This window comes from uncultured Acidaminococcus sp. (genome assembly GCA_900538365.1).
Lineage (GTDB): Bacteria > Bacillota > Negativicutes > Acidaminococcales > Acidaminococcaceae > Acidaminococcus.
This window is the reverse complement of record UPXT01000035.1, coordinates 1-22,230: the sequence shown is the minus strand read 5'-3', so window position 1 is coordinate 22,230 and position 22,230 is coordinate 1. Positions and strand designations below refer to the sequence as shown.

Annotated in this window: 18 protein-coding genes and 1 tRNA gene; 10 read left to right on the top strand and 9 right to left on the bottom strand. The window is 49.6% G+C overall.

The genetic code is table 11. The features are described 5' to 3' along the window. Positions 1–279: 279 nt before the first annotated feature. Positions 280–1,587, top strand: a complete 1,308-nt coding sequence (locus QZQ08_RS07290; protein ID WP_296330112.1) for an S-layer homology domain-containing protein — start codon at positions 280–282, stop codon at positions 1,585–1,587. A 342-nt stretch (positions 1,588–1,929) separates the two neighbouring features. Here QZQ08_RS07290 and QZQ08_RS07285 read toward each other — a convergent pair whose 3' ends face one another. After that, positions 1,930–3,150: an SH3 domain-containing protein gene (locus tag QZQ08_RS07285; RefSeq protein WP_296330109.1), complete on the bottom strand. Its 1,221-nt coding sequence runs from the start codon at positions 3,148–3,150 to the stop codon at positions 1,930–1,932. Positions 3,151–3,665: 515 nt separating this feature from the next. On the opposite strand from QZQ08_RS07285, the gene QZQ08_RS07280 reads away from it, so the two are divergent. Both QZQ08_RS07280 and QZQ08_RS07275 read left to right on the top strand, forming a co-directional pair. Then, complete coding sequence (locus QZQ08_RS07280; RefSeq protein WP_296330106.1) at positions 3,666–4,868, top strand: dicarboxylate/amino acid:cation symporter; 1,203 nt, start codon at positions 3,666–3,668, stop codon at positions 4,866–4,868. Positions 4,869–5,116: 248 nt separating this feature from the next. Next, the gene (locus QZQ08_RS07275) at positions 5,117–5,767 is read left to right on the top strand and encodes a transcriptional regulator (RefSeq protein ID WP_296330103.1); all 651 of its coding nucleotides are present in this window, start codon (positions 5,117–5,119) and stop codon (positions 5,765–5,767) included. A gap of 64 nt (positions 5,768–5,831) precedes the next feature. Here QZQ08_RS07275 and QZQ08_RS07270 read toward each other — a convergent pair whose 3' ends face one another. Next, the gene (locus QZQ08_RS07270; RefSeq protein WP_296330100.1) at positions 5,832–6,344 is read right to left on the bottom strand and encodes a ferritin; all 513 of its coding nucleotides are present in this window, start codon (positions 6,342–6,344) and stop codon (positions 5,832–5,834) included. A 256-nt stretch (positions 6,345–6,600) separates the two neighbouring features. On the opposite strand from QZQ08_RS07270, the gene QZQ08_RS07265 reads away from it, so the two are divergent. The 3 genes from QZQ08_RS07265 to QZQ08_RS07255 all read left to right on the top strand — a co-directional run bounded on the left by QZQ08_RS07265 (position 6,601) and on the right by QZQ08_RS07255 (position 10,726). Then, on the top strand, positions 6,601–7,299 hold the full coding sequence (locus QZQ08_RS07265) for a radical SAM protein (RefSeq protein ID WP_296330099.1): 699 nt from the start codon (positions 6,601–6,603) through the stop codon (positions 7,297–7,299). 546 nt (positions 7,300–7,845) lie between these two features. Beyond that, a complete protein-coding gene (locus QZQ08_RS07260) occupies positions 7,846–9,402 on the top strand; it encodes an ABC-F family ATP-binding cassette domain-containing protein (RefSeq protein WP_296330097.1) in 1,557 nt (518 codons plus the stop codon). Between the two features lie 88 nt (positions 9,403–9,490). Continuing rightward, positions 9,491–10,726, top strand: a complete 1,236-nt coding sequence (locus QZQ08_RS07255; RefSeq protein WP_296330094.1) for a [Fe-Fe] hydrogenase large subunit C-terminal domain-containing protein — start codon at positions 9,491–9,493, stop codon at positions 10,724–10,726. 85 nt (positions 10,727–10,811) lie between these two features. Here QZQ08_RS07255 and QZQ08_RS07250 read toward each other — a convergent pair whose 3' ends face one another. The 5 genes from QZQ08_RS07250 to QZQ08_RS07230 all read right to left on the bottom strand — a co-directional run bounded on the left by QZQ08_RS07250 (position 10,812) and on the right by QZQ08_RS07230 (position 14,320). Further along, positions 10,812–11,411 carry a TatD family nuclease-associated radical SAM protein gene (locus tag QZQ08_RS07250; RefSeq protein ID WP_296330091.1) on the bottom strand — a complete coding sequence of 200 codons (600 nt, stop codon included), beginning with the start codon at positions 11,409–11,411 and terminating at the stop codon, positions 10,812–10,814. Then, positions 11,386–11,952, bottom strand: a complete 567-nt coding sequence (locus QZQ08_RS07245) for a TIGR04002 family protein (protein WP_296330088.1) — start codon at positions 11,950–11,952, stop codon at positions 11,386–11,388. The genes QZQ08_RS07250 and QZQ08_RS07245 overlap by 26 nt, the downstream gene beginning before the upstream one ends. Then, the gene (locus tag QZQ08_RS07240; protein WP_296330085.1) at positions 11,933–12,814 is read right to left on the bottom strand and encodes a bifunctional hydroxymethylpyrimidine kinase/phosphomethylpyrimidine kinase; all 882 of its coding nucleotides are present in this window, start codon (positions 12,812–12,814) and stop codon (positions 11,933–11,935) included. Before QZQ08_RS07240 ends, QZQ08_RS07245 begins: the two co-directional genes overlap by 20 nt. Positions 12,815–13,342: 528 nt before the next feature. Beyond that, positions 13,343–13,428: transfer RNA gene (locus tag QZQ08_RS07235), tRNA-Leu, on the bottom strand. Between the two features lie 79 nt (positions 13,429–13,507). Further along, positions 13,508–14,320, bottom strand: a complete 813-nt coding sequence (locus QZQ08_RS07230; RefSeq protein WP_296330082.1) for a hypothetical protein — start codon at positions 14,318–14,320, stop codon at positions 13,508–13,510. 204 nt (positions 14,321–14,524) lie between these two features. Here QZQ08_RS07230 and QZQ08_RS07225 point away from each other — a divergent pair, with 204 nt between their 5' ends. The 3 genes from QZQ08_RS07225 to QZQ08_RS07215 all read left to right on the top strand — a co-directional run bounded on the left by QZQ08_RS07225 (position 14,525) and on the right by QZQ08_RS07215 (position 17,881). After that, complete coding sequence (locus QZQ08_RS07225) at positions 14,525–15,598, top strand: copper amine oxidase (RefSeq protein WP_296330079.1); 1,074 nt, start codon at positions 14,525–14,527, stop codon at positions 15,596–15,598. A 164-nt stretch (positions 15,599–15,762) separates the two neighbouring features. Continuing rightward, on the top strand, positions 15,763–16,305 hold the full coding sequence (gene rbr / locus QZQ08_RS07220) for a rubrerythrin (protein ID WP_296330076.1): 543 nt from the start codon (positions 15,763–15,765) through the stop codon (positions 16,303–16,305). A 382-nt stretch (positions 16,306–16,687) separates the two neighbouring features. After that, complete coding sequence (locus tag QZQ08_RS07215; protein ID WP_296330074.1) at positions 16,688–17,881, top strand: anaerobic nitric oxide reductase flavorubredoxin; 1,194 nt, start codon at positions 16,688–16,690, stop codon at positions 17,879–17,881. Between the two features lie 76 nt (positions 17,882–17,957). Here QZQ08_RS07215 and QZQ08_RS07210 read toward each other — a convergent pair whose 3' ends face one another. After that, entirely contained in the window at positions 17,958–18,449 is a 492-nt protein-coding gene (locus QZQ08_RS07210) for a QueT transporter family protein (protein WP_296330072.1), read from the bottom strand. After that, the gene (gene nadE, locus QZQ08_RS07205; RefSeq protein ID WP_296330069.1) at positions 18,446–20,341 is read right to left on the bottom strand and encodes an NAD(+) synthase; all 1,896 of its coding nucleotides are present in this window, start codon (positions 20,339–20,341) and stop codon (positions 18,446–18,448) included. Before nadE ends, QZQ08_RS07210 begins: the two co-directional genes overlap by 4 nt. Before the next feature lie 281 nt (positions 20,342–20,622). Between nadE and thrC the strand changes: the two genes are divergently transcribed. Beyond that, complete coding sequence (gene thrC / locus QZQ08_RS07200) at positions 20,623–22,125, top strand: threonine synthase (RefSeq protein ID WP_296330065.1); 1,503 nt, start codon at positions 20,623–20,625, stop codon at positions 22,123–22,125. Positions 22,126–22,230 lie beyond the last annotated feature (105 nt).

Here is a 22,230-nt window from a genome sequence, read left to right as displayed (position 1 = left end):
GCACTTACTGCATAAAGGTTCGCCGGGTGTTCAACTTATTATTGCAATTCGGGATCACAAGGTTTTCAAAATAAAGATTTACAATACCTTTAATCTATGGTAACCTATAGGAGCAGAAACTCGTCTGCAATCAAATTGGCCTGACCAAGGAAAAAAGAAAACCTGGCGATATGGATCCAGCGTAGAGGAAACAAGGTCACTCGCACGTATAGGACACCCATCAAGAGGCGGACCGTTTTCCTGGGAAAGGCAAGTCTATTTCCTAAGGAGGAAACACACATGAAAAAGAGCTTGGTTTTTGCAATGGCAATGGCCCTCGGCGTAAGTGCTACCGCTTTTGCTGCTAACCCCTTCTCTGACGTTCCTGCTGGCCACTGGGCCTATGCAGCTGTCGCTAAACTGGCTGCTGCTGGTATCGTTGATGGCTATCCTGATGGCACCTACAAAGGCGACCGCACCATGACCCGTTATGAAATGGCTCAGATCGTTGCCAAAGCCCTTGCTAAAGGCGCTATCGGTGCTGATGACAAACTGGTTGGCGAATTTGCTGACGAACTCGATAACCTCGGTGTCCGCGTAGCAAAACTCGAAAAGAACGCTGACAACGTCAAGATTACTGGTAAGGTAAAGTTGTCTTACTCTGAAAACAGTGGTGGGGCTGTAAAAGATCATGACAGTGACATGGCAAGACTTCGTACGGATATCTTCTTTACGGGCGAAGTGAACGACAACTGGCATTATGTTGCCATGCTTCGTAATCAACAGTTCTTTGAAGGTCAGAATGAATCTGGCGATGACAGCACTGATTTCCAGAGAGCTTACCTCACCGGTAACATCGGTGTTGTGAATATCACTGCTGGCCGTTATAATGATTTCATTGCTGATGGTAATATTTATGATAACCGCGTTGATGCAGTGAAAGCTACTGTTCCTTTTGGTGAAGCTTACCTTACTGCAGAATATGGTAAAATGGCTGGTAATGGTTATACCGATACTAAATATTGGAATAGTGATAAAAATAATTGGGTTAGCTACAAAGGTGATAGCGATTCTCCTGCTGATAAGTTCTGGATGGCAGAACTTGGTGGTACATGGGGTAACTGGGATCTTGCAGCCGATTTCATCAAAGCTGATGATGTAATTGCAATGGGTATGCAGGATGATGACCAGATTTGGACTGTCGGTGCAACCTATCATACCGGTAAGTTCTATTTGGGCGGCATGTACCTTGCTGGCGATGACGATGCTCTTAAGGGCGCGAAAGACAGTGATGGTAAAGATGCTTCCGGTTACGATGATGATGGTTATGTCGTAAAGATGGGCTGGGCTGGCGCAAAGGCTTCCGATCCTGGTTCTTGGGGTCTTTATGCTAACTATTATGATCAGGGCGCTCCGACTGTTATTAGCCATACTATGGATGGTCTCTATGATTCCTTCCCAGGTGAAGGTTTCAAGGGTTACAAAGTTGGCGGTAACGTCACCCTTGCTAAGAACATGATTGCTTCCGTTGATTATTACGACCTTAAAGGTAAAGAAACTGATAAACATGCTCGGACCCTCTGGTCTCAGCTCGTTGTTACGTTCTGATCCCTTTAGAGCGGATAAAAGGACAGTGCTTCGGCACTGTCCTTTTTTATTTTTTGCCGCTGGAACTGCGGCATCTTTGGGAAAAGAAATAGCCCAGCAATTGAAGCTGCATTGCTGGGCTATTTGTCTTGCGTTATTTTATTTCTTAGGTACGATGCAGGCTGCATCGTACCGATTGCGTCGGGTCTTTTGCTTGTCGTCTTTTTTCTTACGGTCTTTTGCCTCCGTCTTTTCCCCTTCGGTTTGTTAGCATCACAGCCTCTTTCCCAGCTTTTGCTTGACAGCCGCGGCCTTGGCTGCAAGACGGCGAGAATCGTAGGCTCGTGACAGCTTGACATCCTCCTACCTGATAACGATCCCCTTCGTAACCCTCATGAGGAGGGTCACGCCGCTGCTTCCCAGGATGTCCACCGGTGTTTCAACGACTTTCATGACGGGTACTTTTCGAACGGCGCCCTTTTCCCTGACCCCCTTGGATCCCAAGGCGTGGATTACCATGGGGACTCCGTCTTTTTCCCCGCTGTAGATCATGATATGGCCGGGCATATAGAGGAGACTTCCAACAGGCAACGTCTTTAACAGCGATAGACGTGCTTTTCGTGAGAGCCCTTGAAAGGAAACGCCCGGTGTTGTGCGGGCTTGTTCTCCGCTGTTTCGCGGCAGCTCGATTCCAAAGGACCGATAGACGTCCTGGGTGAGGGCCGAGCAATCGACGCTGTTTTTCCTGCCGCCCCAGCCATAGGGCGCACCGAGATGACGCCGGGCAAGGATAAGCAGATTTTCTTCCGTGTAGGGGAGGGGCCCCTTATGCAGGGAGTCATCAAAACGCGCTTTTTCTTTTTGGATGACAAGGCGGCCTGCCTGATTCCGCCTGGGAAGGAGGAGACGGCCCTTTTCAAGGGGAAGGGAGCTTCCCATTTGGTAAAGGGCTGCGTCTTTTCCTTTCCCTAAGGTAAGGACCCTATTTGTGACAACGGCTTTTTCCTTGGGCGCGGCATACGTCAGCCATGTGGCGCGGTCTGTTTCGGCCACACTTTCTTTTGACACCCAGCCGCGGTAAAAATAGGCGCGGACAAAAAGGAACTGCCCCGTCGCATCTTCGTGATAAATCAGGACCGGTACGGCTGGATCGACAGCTGTTTCCTGAAAAACGTCAAAGTCACGGTCCGTAGGCGCCGAAAAGGCACGCATCCCCGTCGGGAAACTTTTAAGATCCACCCGTTTTACAGTGACCCCGTAGCGTAAGGGATTGACAGAAGGAATGCGTCCGTAGGCACGGCTGACAAGTTCCTTCTTTTCTTTGTCCGTCATGAGACGGCCATCATGGTATAAGGCGCGCCCCATCTGATAGCGGCTGAGCTCGCTGTTAAGCTTTTCTGCCGTTATGGGGGCCGTTTCAGCTGTGATGAGGCCGCCCATCTTTTGGGATATGGCGGTATTTAAGGCGTGAATCTGCACGCGGTCCATCAAAAGGGAGGCTTGCTGCTGATTTTTTGTGGCCTGCTGAACCTTAGCGGCCGGCTTCTTTGCCTGTACGGGGGACGCTGTGAGGGAAATTCCCATAAACGTGAGTATACAAAGTAAAACCATGGGTTTCATAAAGGCACCTTCTTTCCAAATCTATTATAAGAGAGATGAATATGAAAGAAAAGGGGGCGAGGATATTGTGCGGGGGTCCTTCGCCGTCCTAGGAAAGGCGCCTTATGTCTGAAGGCTCATGGCAGTAATAAAACCAGCACCTTTTTCCAAGAAAGGGAGAGGACCGTACTTAGGCATGCATGCCTTTCAATCATGCAGTTCTTTCCTCTATTTTTCAAAAAATTAGCCTTCCCATATCCTACTGTCTATCTCTTAATTAGGGAAAAGTTTTACCCTTTTTTCTTTCTTCTTTCGTTTTTTGCCTTTTTTGAATCGACCATGTTGCCACTATTTATAAAATATCACGAATTTTCTTTTCATTATGCAATAAATCATTTCAAAAAGAGAAATAAGCTTGCACTTCCTTGGGCGATATGGTACTATTCTTATACGAGAGTAAAAAGCGGACAACGTCCAACAACACAAGGGAGGCATTTCATATGAAGAAACTCGGCTTACTGCCACGCCTGATTCTCGGAATTATTTTAGGTATTGTGATCGGAAATCTTAATTTACCTAGTATAGTCAGAATTTTGGCAACATTCAACTCTATCTTTGGTAATTTCCTAGGCTTTACGATTCCCCTGATCATCGTTGGTTTCATTATCCCCGGGATTGCCGATTTGGGTAAGTCAGCCGGTAAGCTCCTTGGCGTGACCACCCTCATTGCCTACTGCTCCACCGTTATTGCTGGCTGCCTGGCCTTTTTCACGAATCATGCCCTTCTTTCCCATATCATTTCTCCTGATATGGCCCGCGATCTGGCTAACCCCGAAAAGGGGCTGCTCCATCCGTTTTTTACCATTGATATGCCTCCCCTGATGGGGGTCATGAGTGCCCTTCTCATTGCGTTTATCCTTGGTATTGGCATTGCCGTCTGCCAGGATGACTTGCTGCGAAAGGGGTCCCACGAATTCCAGCGCATCATTGAAAAACTCATTGCCAGCATCATCATTCCGCTTTTGCCGCTTCACATCTGCGGGATCTTTGCGAATATGACCCACGCCGGGCAGGTGGCCGCCATCATGAGCGTCTTTGCCAAGGTCTTCCTCGTCATCATCTGCCTGCATATTGTCATCCTTGTGGTTCAGTATACCCTTGCTGGTTCGGCAGCAGGCGGCAATCCCATCAAACTGCTCAAAGGTATGCTTCCAGCCTATATGACGGCAATTGGAACCCAGTCCTCAGCCGCTACGATTCCTGTTACCCTGGCCTCTACAAAAAAGAATGGGGTTGCTGCAGGCATTGCAGATTTCGTGATTCCCCTTTGTGCCACCATCCATCTGTCAGGCAGCACCATTACCCTGACGAGCTGCACCATGGCCGTTATGCTGCTTAACGGCAAACCCATCGAGTTCAGCAACATGTTTGGTTTCATCCTCATGCTGGGTGTCACCATGGTGGCCGCCCCAGGCGTTCCTGGCGGTGCTGTCATGGCCGCCCTTGGTATCCTGCAGAGCATGATGGGCTTTACGGCTGACCAGCAGGCCCTCATGATTGCCCTGTACCTGGCGCAGGATAGCTTTGGAACAGCCTGCAACGTAACGGGTGACGGTGCCATTGCCATCCTGGTCAATAAGATTGCCGGCAATAAGCTGGTTCCTTTAAAAGAAGTCGCTTTTGAAACTGAGGGCGAAGCCTAAGATGATGCCCTCCTCGCAAATGGGAAAGTAAGACGTAAGGAGGTCCTTTTGGGCGCTTGTGCCAGAGGACCTCTTTTTGTATCCTTTTCGCACAAAGGCAGGAAATGATTTTCTTTTTCGGCAAAGATTCACGAATTGACTTATGACATCATGGAAGATACAATAATACTCGTAGAATACGAAGGAAAGTACTAGTCATTCCATTTCCATTGCAGTTCGGTACTTTCAACCTCTAGGGAGATGGAATCATGAAATATAATCCGCTTCTCGAACCCTATAAGGCGCTGGTGCCCTTTTTGGCAGAACTCTTGGGCGAAAGCTGTGAAATCCTGCTCCACGATATTTCTCAACCCAAACATTCCGTGATTGCCATTGCAAACGGGTTTCACACTGGCCGCAAGGTTGGCAGTCCTTTTACGGACCTTGCTATCAAGATCATGGAAGAAAAGGCCTATGTGAAGCGGGACTATATGGCAAACTATAACGGACGCAGCAAGAACAAGAATTTTGTTTCATCCACGTTTTTTATCAAGCATGAAGGAAAGGTCATCGGGCTTTTGTGCATCAACCGCAATATGGATGTCATAACAGATCTTGACCTTGTCCTGCAGAAATTAAAGAAAGCCTATAATCTCGAGGGGGCCCTTGATGATACGGCTGAATCCATGGATACGCCCGTCGGGGATATCCTGCCCCGCATGGTAACAAGTGAAATGAGGGCAGTGGGGGTGCCGCCAGAACGGATGACGAGGGAAGAAAAAGGAACGGTTATCCGCAATCTCATGAATGCCGGTATCCACCAGATGAAGGGAGCCGTCGTCGAGATCGCCCGCCAGCTGCATTTATCCGAACCGACAGTGTACCGCTATATCAAACGGGAAAAAGGAAGGGACAAGTAAGGCTTTCCTCCATAAAAAAATGGCCAATCCGGGAATTTTTATCCCCGATTGGCCATTTTCCTATTTAGAGGACCAAGGTCGGAGCCGCGTAGACGCGGCCCAGAAGTTCCTGATTCAGAGCGTAGAGGCTCTTGGGGTCGCTGCCGAAAAGTTTCATCTTTTTAATGATATCCTCGACATTCTTTTCTTCTTCCCCTTGTTCCTTGACGAACCAGTTAAAGAACTGCATGGTCCGATAATCGTCTTCTTCATGGGCAGCTCCATAAATCTTATTGATGGATTTTGTGATGAATTGTTCATGCTCAAGGGCTGCCGTGAGCGGACTCATGAGATCCTTATATTTTCCTTCCGGTTTTTGGATGGTGCCAAATTCGACATGGACATTGTTGTTTTGCAGGTACGTTCTCATGAGCATGGCATGATCGCGCTCTTCCTGGGCCTGAATTTCAAACCAGTGGGCAAAGCCATCAAGGCCCTGATCCGTGTAAAAATTGGCAAAGTCAAGGTAGAGGTAGGCAGAGTAAAATTCCAGTGTGACCTGTTCGTTGATGAGTTTTGCGGTTTTCTTGTTTAGCATGCACATCGTCTCCCTTGTAAATGATTCTGCCTCCATTATAGCACGGGAAAGGAGAAATGGATCAGGTTGGACTTGACAGACGGATGCAAGATAGGTATAGTAGGCTCAGACAAACGTATACTCTTGTACCGCCGGGTATGTCGCCTTGTTCCAGTAGGCCTTGTAGGAGCAGGGGGATGTACTCTTTTTATTTATTGACTCGGTGCAAAAATGCGCTGATTTGCTCCTTGTTACTTTGGTTGAGGAGGAAACGATCATGGACAAATTTATTTACAAAGCGCCCTATGAAGAAGCGGAGAGAAGGGTCCTTGAAGTCAATATCCTTCCCGAAACGTACTGTACCTTTAATTGCATTTATTGTCCCATTGACCGGAAAGAAGGCCGGCATCAGACGGACGAGATCCAGGATTTGGGCGATGTGACAAAAGCGCTTGATGATTTGGGGCGCCGCATGGATGAAGAGCGGATCGATGAAGTCTTCCTGAACGGTCATGGGGAGAGCTTGGTCCATCAGGCACTGCCTCGTATCATTGACTTCATTCATCAAAAAGGGGCTGCTGTGCGCCTTCTTTCAAATGGCTACCTTTTGCACCGGCCTGAGTACCAGGCCCTTGCCAATCGCTGTGAGGCCGTTATCGGCGAGCTCAAGAACGCCACGGATGCCGGTTTTCAAAAAAGTCAGCGGCCTCTTTCCGGTTATACCTTGGAGCAGTATACAGCCAATCTGAAAGCCTTCCGGGCGCAGTATCACGGCCGCTTTATCTTTGAAGTGACCATCGTAAAAGGCTATAACGACGACGAAAAAAGTGTGGCCTTTTTGGAACGCGTCGTAAAGGACCTTCATCCTGATGAACTTGCCCTTATCCCCGTTGATGCACCCTTTCAAAAAGTTCTGGGTGTAGGGGAAGACCGCTTGGAGGAAATCAGAAAAAGATTGGAAAAGGCGAGGGGGTAAACACAAAGCTGCCTCCACACTGCTGCGCCTTTGAAGGGTGGGGACCGAATAGATTTGCCCTCAAACAGGGTTCTTGGACTTCCCTTATCGCTTCCAAAGCGTCCTTTTGCAGGATGTTTCCGGCTTTTGCTGCCCTGCCTTAGTAAAGGCGGATTGATGTGCATCAAGTTTTTAAGGAAAAATATGAAGGCAGGTCGGTTCAAAACTTTGTGATGCCTTTGTTTCAAAAGAACCGCTTTCTGATGCAATCCAATCCAATCCAATCTAAGAGCCCTAAACGGAATCTGTATCGAGGTTCGGTTTAGGGCTTACTTGCTAAAACCTACTTTACGGCCTTGTTCCTTCAAGTCTTTTCCCATCAGGTCTTTTGCCTTAAAAACAGCGAAAACCGTTCCGCCTTCCCCTCTGTCGCTTGACAGCCGCGGCCTTTGCCAAGCGGAAGCGCCTTAGCCACGGCAGCCTCACCTCCTTTCCTTTTGCTTTCTTCCGCCTTTTTTGGTAAAATAGGCGGGACTACTTTGCTATGAGACCAAAAAGGAGAGACCCATGAGTATACTTGATGTAGCCCATTTGTCCCACAGCTATGGCGGTCGGGAGATTTTTGAGGATGTTTCCTTCCGTCTTGAAAAGGGTGAACACGTGGCCCTTGTCGGTGCCAATGGTGAGGGCAAGTCGACGTTTATGTCAATCATTACGGGAAAATTGTCCCCTGATGATGGTAAAATCACCTGGGCACGGCGTACAAAGGTTGGATATATGGACCAGCACGCGGCCCTTGAGGCGGGAAAGACGATTCGAGAAACGCTGCGCACGGCTTTTCAGGATCTTGTCGATGAGGAAAAGGAAATGCTTGCCGCTTATGATCAGATGGAATCGGCCTCACCGGACGAGCTGGAACGCCTCATGGCGGATACAGCCGAAATCCAGGAACGGCTGGAGGCGGCTGATTACTACAATCTGGATACAAAGATTGAGGAAGTTGCGGCAGGTCTTGGACTGCGTGATCTTGGCCTTGAGCATAAAGTCGATGAGCTTTCGGGCGGTCAGCGCACAAAGGTGCTTCTTACAAAGCTCCTCCTTCAACATCCTGATATCCTGCTTCTGGATGAACCGACCAATTACCTGGATACGGGACATATTGAGTGGCTCACGCGCTATCTCCAAAATTATGAGAATGCCTTCATCGTCATTTCCCACGATGTGCCCTTCCTTAATGCGGTAACAAATGTCATTTGGCATGTCGATAACCTGGGGCTCACACGCTACACGGCAAACTATGAAAAGTTTGAGGAAATGGTGGCCATCAAACGGCGCCAGTTAGATGCAGCTTATGAGCGGCAGCAGGCAGAAATCAAAAAAGAACAGGATTTCATTGCCCGCAATAAGGCCCGTGTCGCGACGCGGGGGATGGCCAATAGCCGGATGAAGAAACTGGCCAAGATGGAAGTGCTCACAAAACGTGCTGAAAAGCCTAAACCCCATTTCCAGTTCAAGGAAGACCGGGCGCCTTCCCGTTTTGTCCTTGTAGGCACAAACCTTGTCCTAGGTTATCACGAACCCCTGACAAAACAGGTGGACCTTAAGATTGAGCGGGGCGCAAAGATTGCCATCCGTGGGACGAACGGCCTGGGGAAATCGACCCTGTTAAAGACCCTCCTCGGCCAGGTTCCGCCCATTGCGGGAACCGTGGAACGCGGTGAATTTGTTTCTGTCGGCTATTTTGAACAGGAAAGCGCAAAGGGCAACCAGAACACGGCCCTTGAGGAGCTTTGGCAGGAATACCCGGGCATGGCCAATGCTGAAGTCCGTGCTGCCCTTGCCGCCTGCGGCCTTACCAATGATCATATTACGACAAAAATGACGGCCCTTTCGGGCGGTGAAGCGGCCAAAGTACGTCTCTCCAAGATTATGCAGCGCCCGGTCAATCTCCTTGTTCTCGACGAACCGACAAACCACCTCGATGTGGAAGCCAAGGAAGAACTAAAGCGTGCCCTCAAGGAATATCAGGGAACCTTGATCCTTGTTTCCCACGAACCAGATTTTTATGAAGACTGGATCGACGAGGTCTGGAATATTGAAGGATGGTCGACAAAGATTGTCTAAATTGTATATAATACAAAGTGAAGCCGTGGAGTGTGGATGCACTGCTCCACAAAAATGGCAGCATGCCGTATTTTAGAGGGGAGTCAATATGCTTACACTGGATGAACTGTACAAAAAAATGCTCGCTCGTGCTGTGGAAGGAAAGGACGTCACGGACATCAAGGACGCCGATCCGAAGATGATTGAATGCCTGGCCCATCCGGAAGAAACGAGTCTTGTTTGGCGCGCCAAGGACTGCACTTGCTCTGAAGAGGAACAGGGCAGCTGCGCCCAAGTCTGCCGCTGGGATGCCCTGCATCCAGGCAAGGACGGTATTTCCATTGACAACGATAAATGCGTGGGCTGTCAGGCCTGCGTTGACGCGTGCAAACTGGATGCCTTAAAGACCAAGAAGGATATCATTCCCGTTGTGGAAGAACTCAAGAAAGCGGAAACGCCGATTTACGCCCTCGTAGCACCGGCTTTTTCCGGTCAGTTTGGTTCTAAGGTCACGGCCGGCCGTCTGCGCACGGCCTTAAAGATGATGGGCTTTTCAGGGATGCTCGAAGTGGCTGTCTTTGCCGATATCCTGACGCTCAAGGAAGCGTTGGAATTTAATAAGAATGTCAATAAAGAAGGGGACTTCCAGCTTACGAGCTGCTGCTGTCCCATGTGGATTGCCATGATTCGCCGTCTTTATCATGAACTGATGCCCAATGTGCCGGGTTCCGTTTCTCCTATGATTGCAGGCGGCCGTACGGTCAAGGTGCTGCACCCCAATGCCAAGACGGTCTTTATCGGGCCCTGCATGGCCAAAAAAGCCGAAATCAAGGAACCGGATCTTAAAGGAGCCATTGATTATGTCCTCACCTATGAGGAACTGCGGGACCTGTTTACGACGACTGATATTGACCTTGAGCACTTGGAAGAAGACAACGTACCACACGCGTCTAGAGCGGGCATTCGCTATGCCTATGCAGGCGGCGTGGCAGAGGCCGTTGCTGCAACGGTAAAACGCCTTGACCCGAACCGCAAGATTGAAGTTAAGGTGCGCCGGGCTGACAGCGTGCCTGACTGCAAGGCCATGATCGATTCAATCCTGAAAGGCAACCGGGAAGGCAACTTCTTTGAGGGAATGGGCTGCCGCGGCGGCTGCGTCGGCGGACCAAAGGCCCTTGTCCCCAAGGAACAGGGGAAACTGAATGTTATGGCCTACAGCGATGAATCAACGTACAAAACACCGGCCGAAAATCCCTATGTCATCGAACTCTTAAAGCAGCTCGGTTTTGAAACGGTAGAAGAATTCCTCACAAAGAGCGACCTTTACGACCGTAAATTTGACTGAAATAAAAATGTCCCCTTTGTGCCGATGAGGCTCAAAGGGGACATTTTGTTTTAGCTGAAAGACCGATCCTTCAAGACCGTTCCTGTTAGCTAGACTTGCGGATGCGGAGCTTGATACCGCAGGAGGCCGCGACCTTGCGGCTTTTTTCAATCGCTTCGGGCGAAAGGACATCGACGACGGTCATGCGCGTGTCAGGAATGCGCTTTTTGCACGCTTTGGCAAAATCCAGCATGGCCTCATAGGCACCGGTGAGAGTGGGCTTTGTTACACGGTTATATACCTTTTCGTCCGGTGCATTGAGGCTGATGGAAACGGAATCAAGCAGCCCTGCCAGTTCTGGTACGATGTCGCGGCTGTTTTCTACGCTGCCAAGGCCGTTCGTATTGAGACGAAGGCTGAGCCCTGGATGGAGGCGGCGTACATAACGAGCCGTTTGTTCCAAGAGAGCAAGAGCACAGGTCGGTTCCCCGTAGCCACAAAAAACGAGTTCCTGAAAACCAGTGAAATCAAAGGTATCAATGGCTTTTTTGACCTGGTTCCAGGTCGGGTTTACTTTGTGCCACAAGGTGGGTGCGTCACCAATGCCGTCGTGCTGGAAGCGGATACAGAAGGTACAGCGGCAGTTGCACTTGTTCGTGAGGTTGACGTAGACACCGCCCTTATACGTGTAGAGAATTTGAGCCATGATGGGTCGCACTCCTTTCCAAAGGAAGAAATCCTTTTGCCTTGACGCCGCTTTTATCAAGGACGCTTACGATGAACCCATAAAAGATGAGACTGCCGCCAGATTGAAATGCGCTTCCTATGATGGACGTCAAAAGAGCGGTTTTGCTGCCAAAAATGAGTCCTTCTGCCAGATAATAGCCTATGGTGGAAATGATCCACGAAAGGAAAGGGGCAATCTTGTTGCGGCGGCAAAGAAGCGTTGGGGCCTTTGACGTAAAAGGCAGGGTGATGAGCATTTTGATGATGATCGTTGCCGGTGCCCACATGGGAGCTGTCAATAGGTCCGCCAGGCCGCCGCCAATGGCACCGGCAAGAAGGGCATAGGGCTGGGGCAGGAGGGACGCGGCCACATAGATGAAGGTATCGCCAAAATGGAGATAGCCGCCGTTTGGCCCAACGGGGATGTGGCAGATATAGGCCGTAAAAAGACAAATAAGGGCGGCAAAGATTCCAGTCAGGGTAAGGAGCCGGAGCCGCGTTTCACGCATATGCTGAATCATGATCATCCTCCTTTGAGGAACGTAAGAGAGGGAGAAAAGGCTCGTAATCGATGCCGGCGTTACCGGGTGTATGTTCTTTTTGTGCAGCCGTGATGCCCTTTGCAATGAACTGGCCTGCTTTATTGACACTGGGGACGAGGCCCTCTTTGTGCAGGCGTGCCGCAAGGAGTACGGCCGCAAAAAGATCGCCCGTTCCTGAATAGGAGCCGCCTAGATGGGGGAACGTTACGGGATAGATGCGGCCTTTGGAGATGATAAGGTTACAGATGTCCCTGCCACTTTTTTTATTCTTTATGGGAATGCCTGTAATGACAAGATCTGCCTGGGAAAAAGCGGCTGCTTTTTGAGTCAGGGCGGCAAAGAGGGCGTCTTTGTCTGTTGCTTCTTCTTTCATCATGGCATCCATTTCTGTTCCTGTAAGAAGGCAGAACTCTGTTAGGTTCGGCGTGAGAATATCGGCTTTTTCCGCAAGGCCTCGCATGGATTTGATGGAAGCATCCGTAAAGCCATCATAGACGCGACCTTGATCCCCTAGGACTGGATCGCAGAGATAGGTCACACCGGGATGGTGGAACGTGTCAACAAATTCCGCTGTCTGGCGGGCTGCTTCGGGGGACACAAGATAGCCTGAGAGAATCCCGGCAAATTTGATTCCGAGAGCATGCCAGTGGCACCGATAGGCTTCCATGTGGGACGCAAAGGAAACGGAGCGATAGCCTTCATAACCCGTTTGGGCCGTAAGTACGGCGGTGGGCAGGGGGCAGGCTTCTATGCCCATGGCGGCAAGAACGGCGATGTCTGCCGAAAGGGAACAGCGACCCAGTCCAGAAAGATCATTGATGACGGCGGCCCGCAGATGCATGAAATCGTCTCCTTTTTGCTGTGTTTTGGGATGGGCCCGTAAGGAGGGGGTCCTGTAATCATTTTCAGTTATAGCATAGGAAATGAACCCTGAAAAGGAACGATTTAAAGAAAAATGAAGGCAAACCGTGAACCTAGGGACTAAGCGTAACATCTTTCTCGATAGGGATACATCATCTAGGCAAAATAACGGGAAGCCCCTTATTGTTAAGAGCGTGTTGACAGATACTGCTTATCAAAATAAAGGAAGGTCTCCCCTGGAATCAAGTGATCTCTCATCAAAATCATAAAGAGGCTAAGAACGAAAATGAGATGAATAAGACACTCTGGGCCTTTGCGGCGAGTTAACTAGAAATGGGATCCCTCGTTTTTGCCATAGCGCTTTTTCCCTTTTAGCCCCGCTCATTCCCGTTTGTGGGTTGCTGTACTTGGCGGTAACTTCCTGTGGCAGGACGTTCACTTTATAAAATTGCGCCATGCCTAGACACAAAAAAAGACCATCGCGGCGCGATGGTCTTGCTTTTTTAATTGGTGCCGAAGGCCGGACTCGAACCGGCACGCTTTGAGGGCGCTTGATTTTGAGTCAAGTGCGTCTGCCAATTCCGCCACTTCGGCACGGGTTTGGTGCAACGAAGTTATTCTAGCATTGAAGCATCATTTTGTCAACGGATTTTCCTGTTTTGGCGTGCTGCCGTCAGAAAGTAAATGCATAGGATGCATCAATACGGACCGGCCCGCCGATGGTGACGCCCGTCAGGGTTCCGTCTTTCACGGTTGCCTTGATAGAAATGGGGCCGCCCGGTTCCTTGAGGGTGAGGGCAAGCGATTTTTGATAACGCCGGCCAAGGGCTGCCGCCGCTGCCGCACTGCCGCTTCCGCAGCTGCGCTCCCAGTAGAGGGTACCGGTTGCGGTCACAAATACAGCAGGAATCATGCGGGCCGATTTTTCCTCTACAAGGATAAGCCCATATGCATCGGGAAGTGGCCTTGAACTCACTTTGTTTTTAAGGGCAAGCCAGTAGTCCATGGGAGTCAGGGCATCAAGTTCTTCTGTAAAATAGACATAGTGCTCGATACCAGGAAGAACGACATGGGTAAGGGAGACTTCTTTTTCTCCGACCATCATCGCTTCTTCCGTTACGGACAGGGGCAGCGGCAGGTCAATTTCCGCGTCATAGGTGGGCGGAGTGCTGCCAAGCTTTTTGACGCGGGCTTCCATGGGAGCCTTTGCGCCGGAACAGGTTACTTCAAAGACGCCTTCTTCATCATGGGTGTGGGCCCAGTAGGCGGCCGCGGAGCGAGAGGCATTGCCGCAGAATTCACCGCCCATCATTTCAACGTGGACGGAGCGTCCGCTTCCTGAAAGGCAGCCTGCCTGTTCTGCGTCAGGATCTGCTGAAAGCAAAGCATCATTGAGTTCCCTTCGATCATCTACGGAAATAGGGGACAGCACGAAAAGCGTGATATTGCCGCTGGGATCAAGCTTAACCACATTGACGTTCATCATAAGCACTCCTTATTGAAAATTTTATAAACGGCATGAACCCGTACAAGTTTATTATAACCCATTATTCTGATAATTTGGAAAAATTCCTCCCTGATATGAAAAAAGTAAAAGAACCACCAAAAATCGTAAAAATTTGCAATAAAGGCACATTTGTATGGTAAAATGAAAGTTACGACACAATAGAAAGGAAGAGAAAAGATACGCATGAAAGCAAAGAGATTCCTGGAAACCCTCCTTGCGGGCTTAACCTGTTTTTCCTTCTGGTCCGGGACCGGAAAGGCAGCTGATGCACGCTGGGATGACGGGGTTCCCCGCTATACGGAGGCAAAGGTAATCATCCACGAAGATGGCCCCAAACTTCTTTTTTCGGATAGTCCGGAAATGGTTCAAAAATGCGGTGTCATGTACCGCGATACGGTCAAAGGCAAGTTCCGTCTTTTTTTCCATCACGTCAATGATACGGACAGCAGCAAGCGGCTTGCCATTGTCCTGCGCCAGACCGGAATTCGTCCAGCCCTCGTGCAGCTGGGAAGAAATGGGATTTCAGATCCTAACCGTGACTGGCTGGAAGCAGGCAAAGAGGCCCAGATTCGCTATTATGGCAAGCAAAAGGAAACTAATCCCCTGAGGATAAGCCGGATGAGTGATTTGCTGGGGCTTCAAAAGCCGACCATCATCCGTCCCCAAGAACTGGTGACGGGCATCGTCAATCTGGAGTCGGAGCGGCCTGTAGAGGTCTCGGTCATGATGATTCCTGTAAAGACTGACCTAGGTCTTGCCCTTGACGCATATGGCATCCTGCCTCCCGATGAAGGGAGTCATGTCCTGCGCGGGACCTTCCCTGTGTCCGATGTCCATGTTCGGCTTCAAGAGGCGTACCCATCCAATAAAATGGAGACCTGGGGCATCAAACTTGCCGATGATGTCCTCAATCCCTATGTGCGCGGAACCGATGCGACGACAGGTAAGGAAGTTGTCAATTACGGCAATTATGGGGTCATGTATGATGTCATCCTTCCGACCAAAGGGAAGCGGGATACGGTCCTGCGCTTCAATCCTTATGGCGGACCTTATGCCGGCGCAGGCCTTCTTTCCATGAATGGTGAGGATAAAAAGGAAATGAAGCTCCCTGGGCATGGGCTGGCTTTTGGCTGGTCCCATGACGGTGAGACCATGGTTCTTGGAACCATCCCGGAAAACGGGGAGGCGACCTTCTATTTTTCTCCGCCTGGGTCTTCCAATCTGCCGATTCGCCTTTTTCTATCTCCTAAATCTTAAGGTCTGATGAAGGCGCTGATGGCGCTGGAACCGGCATTCATCATGATTATATTCCTTTTTAAAAATAATTCTTAAAAAGGTGTTGCTATTATTTAGAATATGTGGTATACTCTAGATGTTACCGAGAGAGGGTAATAAAAAATACTGTATAAGGAGAGATAATCATGAAAGAATTAAAAGGTACGCAAACGGAAAAAAATCTTCAGGCTGCTTTTGCTGGTGAATCCCAGGCCTACAATAAGTATGGGTATTATGCAAGTGTAGCTAAGAAAGAAGGCTACGAAAAGGTCGCTGCCAACTTCCTGGAAACCTCCAAGAACGAAAAAGAACATGCCAAGATCTGGTTCAAGGCCCTTCATGGCGGTTCCATTCCTGATACGGTAACCAACCTCAAGGATGCTGCCGCTGGTGAAAACTATGAATGGACCGATATGTATAAGGAATTTGCTGAAACGGCAGAAAAAGAAGGTTTCCCTGAATTAGCCTTCAAATTCCGCGCTGTCGGTGCCATTGAAAAGCATCATGAAGAACGCTATAAGGCCCTCCTCCAAAAGGTAGAAGACGGCACCATGTTCAAACGCAGCGAAAAGACCGTTTGGATCTGCTCCAACTGCGGTCATATCGTAGAAGCCGAAGAAGCTCCTCAGGTTTGCCCGGTCTGCGCTCATCCTAGATCCTTCTTCATGGTTAACTGCGACTGCTTCTGATCCATCGGACTTTACGCAGGTGCACTGAATGGTAACAGCTTCCCTGTCCTTTTCTTAAAAAAAGGACAGGGAAGTTGTTTTATCTATATGTTAACCTATATACATATAAAGTTGACAGTAAAGGGAGCGGTCCTTATAATGGATTTATCCGATATAAGGTTCAAGCGGACGCCCCATAGGGCAAACCCTTCCTTTCCCTCAAACCTAGGAGTCTTGGAGATGCATCCTTCAGGACTCCTTGTTTTTTTATGCATTTGTTGTTTTAACAACAGTCCTTTTTGTATGTGGGAATTATACTGAATCCATCAAGCGGAGGTTCCTTCTTGTTACGATGATGAAGGCCGCAGGCAGCCATCCGCAGCATCATAAAGGAGTGTGTATTATGGCTAAGAAAATTACAGATATGGTAACTTGGGTGGGGAAGGTTGACTGGGAACTGAATGAATTCCATGGTCATGAGTATTCGACGGAAAAAGGTTCCAGTTATAATGCCTATCTCATCAGGGACAAAAAAACAGTGCTCATGGATACGGTTTGGAAACCTTATGATGATGAGTTTGTTGAAAATCTAAAGAAGGAAATTGATCTTCATCAGATTGACTATATTGTCATGAATCATAATGAAAACGATCACAGCGGTGCCCTGCCGGCCCTGATGGAGGAAATCCCCCATACGCCGATTTACTGCACGAAGAAGGGAGAAGCCATCCTGCGCGGTCTTTATCATAAGGACTGGAATTTTGTCAATGTAAAAACGGGGGATACCTTGGATCTGGGGACCCATCAGCTCATCTTCATTGAAGCCCCCATGCTGCATTGGCCTGATACCATGTTCACTTATCTGACAGGCGAGCATATCCTCTTTTCCAATGATGGCTTTGGCCAGCATTTTGCAAGTGAAGATCTTTTTAATGATCAAGCCGATCAGGCTGCCCTCTATGGCGAGGCCATGAAGTACTACGCCAACATCCTCAATCTCTACAGTCCCATGGTGACAAGAAAGATTGACGAGATCCTTGCCATGAAGGTTCCTGTTTCCATGATTTGTCCAAGTCACGGTGTGATTTGGCGGAAAGATCCGCTATCCATCGTGAAAGCGTACCAGAAATGGGCCCAGGCTTATCAGGAAAATCAAGTGACCATCCTTTATGATACGATGTGGAACGCGACGCGGCGCATGGCAGAAAAGATTGCGGAAGGAATCAAGAAGGCCGATCCGGCGGTTGTGGTCAAACTCTTCAATACAGCCGTGGATGATAAGAATGATATCGTGACGGAGGTCTTCAAATCAAAGGCCATTCTTGTTGGTTCGCCAACAATCAATTATGGCTTCCTTTCTTCCATCGGAAGCATAATGGAAATGATCCGAGGCCTAAAGTTCAAAAATAAGAAAGCGGCTGCCTTCGGCAGTTACGGTTGGAGCGGCGATTCTGTGAAACAGATTTCGGAGCTCCTTATAGGAGCTGGGTTCACGGTCGTGAATGAAGGCCTTAAGATGCTGTGGATGCCTGATGAAAAAGGGCTTGAAACATGCGAACAGTTTGGTGAGGACTTTGTAAAGGACCTAAACGCATAAAGCATCCAAAGGCAGTGATCATGAGAAAAACATTTCTGCCCTGTCTAAAAAATAAGAAGCCTTGAAGGAATCACCTTCAAGGCTTCTTGTGTTTTAGATCCAGGATTTTTCGCACGGTCTCATTTTTTAAGAACAAGGGAAGGAGCAGGTTCCCTAGTATCGTGACGCTGATGATTTCCCCAAGGGCTATGTAGCCCATGGTAGGAAGAAGGGGCAGATCTGCCATGTAGTTGAGTTCAAACCCGATAAAAAGACTGTTGGAAAAAACGGGCATCAGGCTTGCCAGAAAGGCGGATTTACAAAAGCGCATGAAATAAAGTCCCAGGAAGGTGGCCAAAGTACCGATCAGCATGTCTGTGAGGCCAAAGGGACTTCCCACATTGGAAATGAGGCAGCCCAAAGTAAGGCCTGGAATGAGGCCTTGATCATAAAAAGCAAGGAGCGTCATGAACTCTGAGACCCGCACCTGGACTGCACCGTAGCTTAGGGGCGCAAGGCCCAAGGTCAGGGCCGCGTAGAGGGCTGCCACCATGGCTCCGCGATAGGCTTTCAAGCGGCTTTCCATCATGACAGGGCCTTTGCTTTCATTTCCAGATAGTGGCGGGAATAATAGGGGCCAAGTTGGGATTCCCTATGATCATAGCCATAGGCGCGCTTTGAAATGGAAAGGATGGGAGGGGCTTGGATCCTTTTGGCAACGGAGAGGCCGCAAAAGAGGTTCCACCACCGTTCGAGGTCGCTGATAAAGGAGGCAGCGTCCGGAAAGAGCTTATGGGAAAGGCCTTCTTCACAGCCGATGCGTGCGTCCAAGGTGCGGTCCAGATACCAAGCAAGGAACTCTTCCGGTGCCTGTTTTCCCCAGCTTTCGACGAAGGCCCGGAAAAGATAATCGTGATAGGGATAGTGAAGGGGATCGCCGCCCGTACCGACGGTCTGTTTCTGGGAAAGTTCGGCACTGGGTTTGATCGTAAAGACTTCATCAGGAATGACCGCTTTGTGGTAGACTTTTTCATTGAGATAGCGGCCCAGGGCATAGACCTGGTGCTTCCAGAGGTCGCCAATGAGGGCCATGACGCCAGCAATGTCTCCATAAAAAGTGGCGTAGCCAATGGTCATTTCCGATTTATTGGAGTTACAGGAAAAGCCGCCGCCCCAAAGGGAGGCCATACCGGCAATGACACGGGCCCCACGGTCACGGGCCTGGATGTTTTCAAGGGCAAAGGACGACACGGAAAGGGATGCGTCTTTTCCCGTGCCATAATCATGGATTTTTGCGGACTGAAACTGCTTTTCCGTGAGGGACACGGATTCTTCAATGGGAATCACAGCATAGTGGGTACCCAGGGCTTCTGCTATCTTTTGAGCAAGGCCCTTGGTCAGGCTCGAATTAAAGCGTGATGGCAAGTTGAGGAGAAGTACATTTTCCGGGCCCAGGATGTGCACATAAAAAGCGGCTGTTACAGCTGAATCAATCCCGCCTGAAAGGCCGATCGTCATCTTGCGGATGCCCAGCTGGTCCAGGAACTTTGAGGCCCCGTAATAGAGGGATTGGTAAATTTCTTCGATTTCCGTCAGAATAGGATGGACCGTTCCGGCTGAGGAAAGGGCTCCTGTTTCAGTGTCAAAGCTGCCTGTAAGGAAGGCTTCTTCAAAGGACGGCGCATCACAAAGCACATTTCCTTCTTTAGTATAGAACGTGCTGCAGCCATCAAAGGTGAAGATGTTCTTCCCGTTGTTCTGGATGCCTACGCTATTGCAGTAAAGAAGCGGCAGGCCGCAGTCCCTTGCTTGTTTTTTAAAGAGTTCCCCGCGTTTACGGTTTTTCTGAAGGGTAAAGGGCGAGCAGGAAATATTGATGAGAAGCTGCGCCCCATTTTGAGTGAGAATCTGAGGAACATTGAAATCATAGTTCTCGGTCCAGCCATCCTCGCAAATAAGGACACCGAGCTTCACTTCTTCTCCCCTGATGGTTACGGATACGGGCTGGATGAGGTCTTCCAGAGTTTTTCCCGGCAGGTGGGGCAGGAGTTTTGCCAGGCTGTGGAAATACCGGCTGTCATCAAATTCCCGGTAATCAGGCAGGGCCGTTTTGCTGATAAAAGCCTGGGACAGACCGCCTTTTTTGAGGGCCCCATCTTGGGCAATGAAGGCGGCATTATACTTGCGGGGCCGGCCATCTTCATTTACAGCCGTCTCATCAAGGGCGATATTGCCAAAGATCACGCAGATATCCTGCGTGGCTGCAATGAGGTCCTCCCCGTAATCGCGGCAGTCTCTCAAAAAAGCACGCTGTTCCCAAAGGTCACCTAAGAGGTAGCCTGGGATCAGCTGTTCGGGAAAGATGAGAATATCGATGCCGGCACGCTTGGCCTCTTCAATCGTTTCGAGGGCCTTGCGCAGGTTGATCTCGGGACGCCCGGGACGCACTTCCACCTGTGCGCATGCAATCTTGATTTCCATAATGCGTCAACTCCTCTCGGGGGACCGCCGCAATGGGTCGGGGGGCTTTTTTGGATGCCCGCTGTCTCCCTTCATGTTCCTTCCCATTATAGCAAAGGAAAGTCCTAGTTAAAAGTAAAAAGGCGGGGATGATGCTTTCATTATCATTGGGTTCCCAAGAGGGTACGGGCATCTTTTGGAGCGGCAAAAGAGATCATGCCTTTTACTTACAAGACACAATGCTTGCGCATCGAATTTGACTATGCTATGATACGAATACGAAAGCAGAAGTGGAGGGGACTATGTTATACGTAAGTACAAGAGGTAAAACAGATATGGTGAGCTCTGCCCACGCTATTTCCAGTGGGCTGGCCAAAGACGGCGGCCTTTTTGTGCCCCGGGATTTTCCGCCTGTGGCCCTTGCCGAAATCGATGCCATGAAGGGTAAACCTTATGGCGACCGTGCCGTACAGATCCTTTCCCGGTACCTGACGGATTTTTCGGAGGAGGAACTTCGGGAATGTGTTTCAGCTGCTTACAGCAAAGAAAAGTTTGGCAGTTTTGCAGCGCCGCTTCATCTCCTCAAAAAGGATACAGATATCCTGGAACTGTGGCATGGCCCGACGAGTGCCTTCAAGGATATGGCACTCCAGATCCTGCCTCATTTCCTCACCAAAGCCGTTCGCAAGACGGGCGAACAGAAAAAGAGCGTGATTCTCGTTGCAACAAGCGGCGATACGGGAAAAGCGGCCATGGCTGGATTCAGTGATGTGCCGGATACAGAAGTCATCGTCTTTTATCCCCAGGGTGGGGTCAGCGATGCCCAGCGTCTGCAGATGACGACGCAGCGGGGCGCCAATGTCCATGCTGTTGCGGTGGAAGGTAATTTTGATGATGCCCAGACCGGGGTCAAACTGCTTTTTGGCAAAGCAGAGCTTGCAGCTGAGCTGAAGGAACAAGGCTGTGCTTTTTCTTCTGCAAATTCCATCAACTGGGGCCGTTTGGTGCCGCAGATTGTCTATTACTTCAGCGCCTATGCCGATGCTGTGGAAAAAGGCCGGATCCAAAATGGTACGGAAATCATCTTTTCTGTTCCCACGGGCAACTTCGGTGATATCCTTGCCGGCTACTATGCCAAACTCATGGGCCTGCCGGTGAAAAAATTTGTCTGTGCGTCAAACAGCAACAATGTCCTGACCGATTTCATCAATACGGGAACCTATGACCGGAACCGCGAGTTTCATCGAACCATTTCCCCGTCCATGGATATCCTTGTTTCCAGCAATTTGGAGCGGCTCCTTTATGAAAAGACAGAGCACAACTCCGAGAAAATCAACGAGTGGATGGAGGCCCTCCAGGAAAAAGGCACCTATTCCATTGGACGCGATATTCAGGATGCCGTTGTCAGTGACTTCTTTGGAGCTTGGATCGATGAAATCGAGACACAGGAAACAATCGGTGATGTCTTCAATAACTATGGCTATGTCCTTGATCCCCATTCGGCTGTTGCCTATAAGGCTCTCCAGAAATATCGCCTCATGACCAGCGACGAGACCTACGGCATTGTCCTTTCAACGGCTAGCCCCTTTAAGTTCAGTGACGTGGTCCTGCGGGCCCTTTATCCTGATGACTATGAAGGGAAGGTCCTGACGGCTTTTGAGGCCATGGATGAACTAAGCCAAAAGGCTCGGATCGATATCCCCCAGGGACTCAAGGAACTGCGCGGGCTGCCGGAGCGGGAAAGTGATCTCGTGGCACCGGGCGAAATGGAAAAGGAAGTCAAGAAGATTCTTGCCATTGAATGACGAAATTTCTAAAAAGCGTACCCTTTCATGAGCAGGGTGCGCTTTTTTTGGGTTCTTTGTCAAATGTTGGGGTGCCCCACAACTAAATCGCCTTTTAGGAACTCG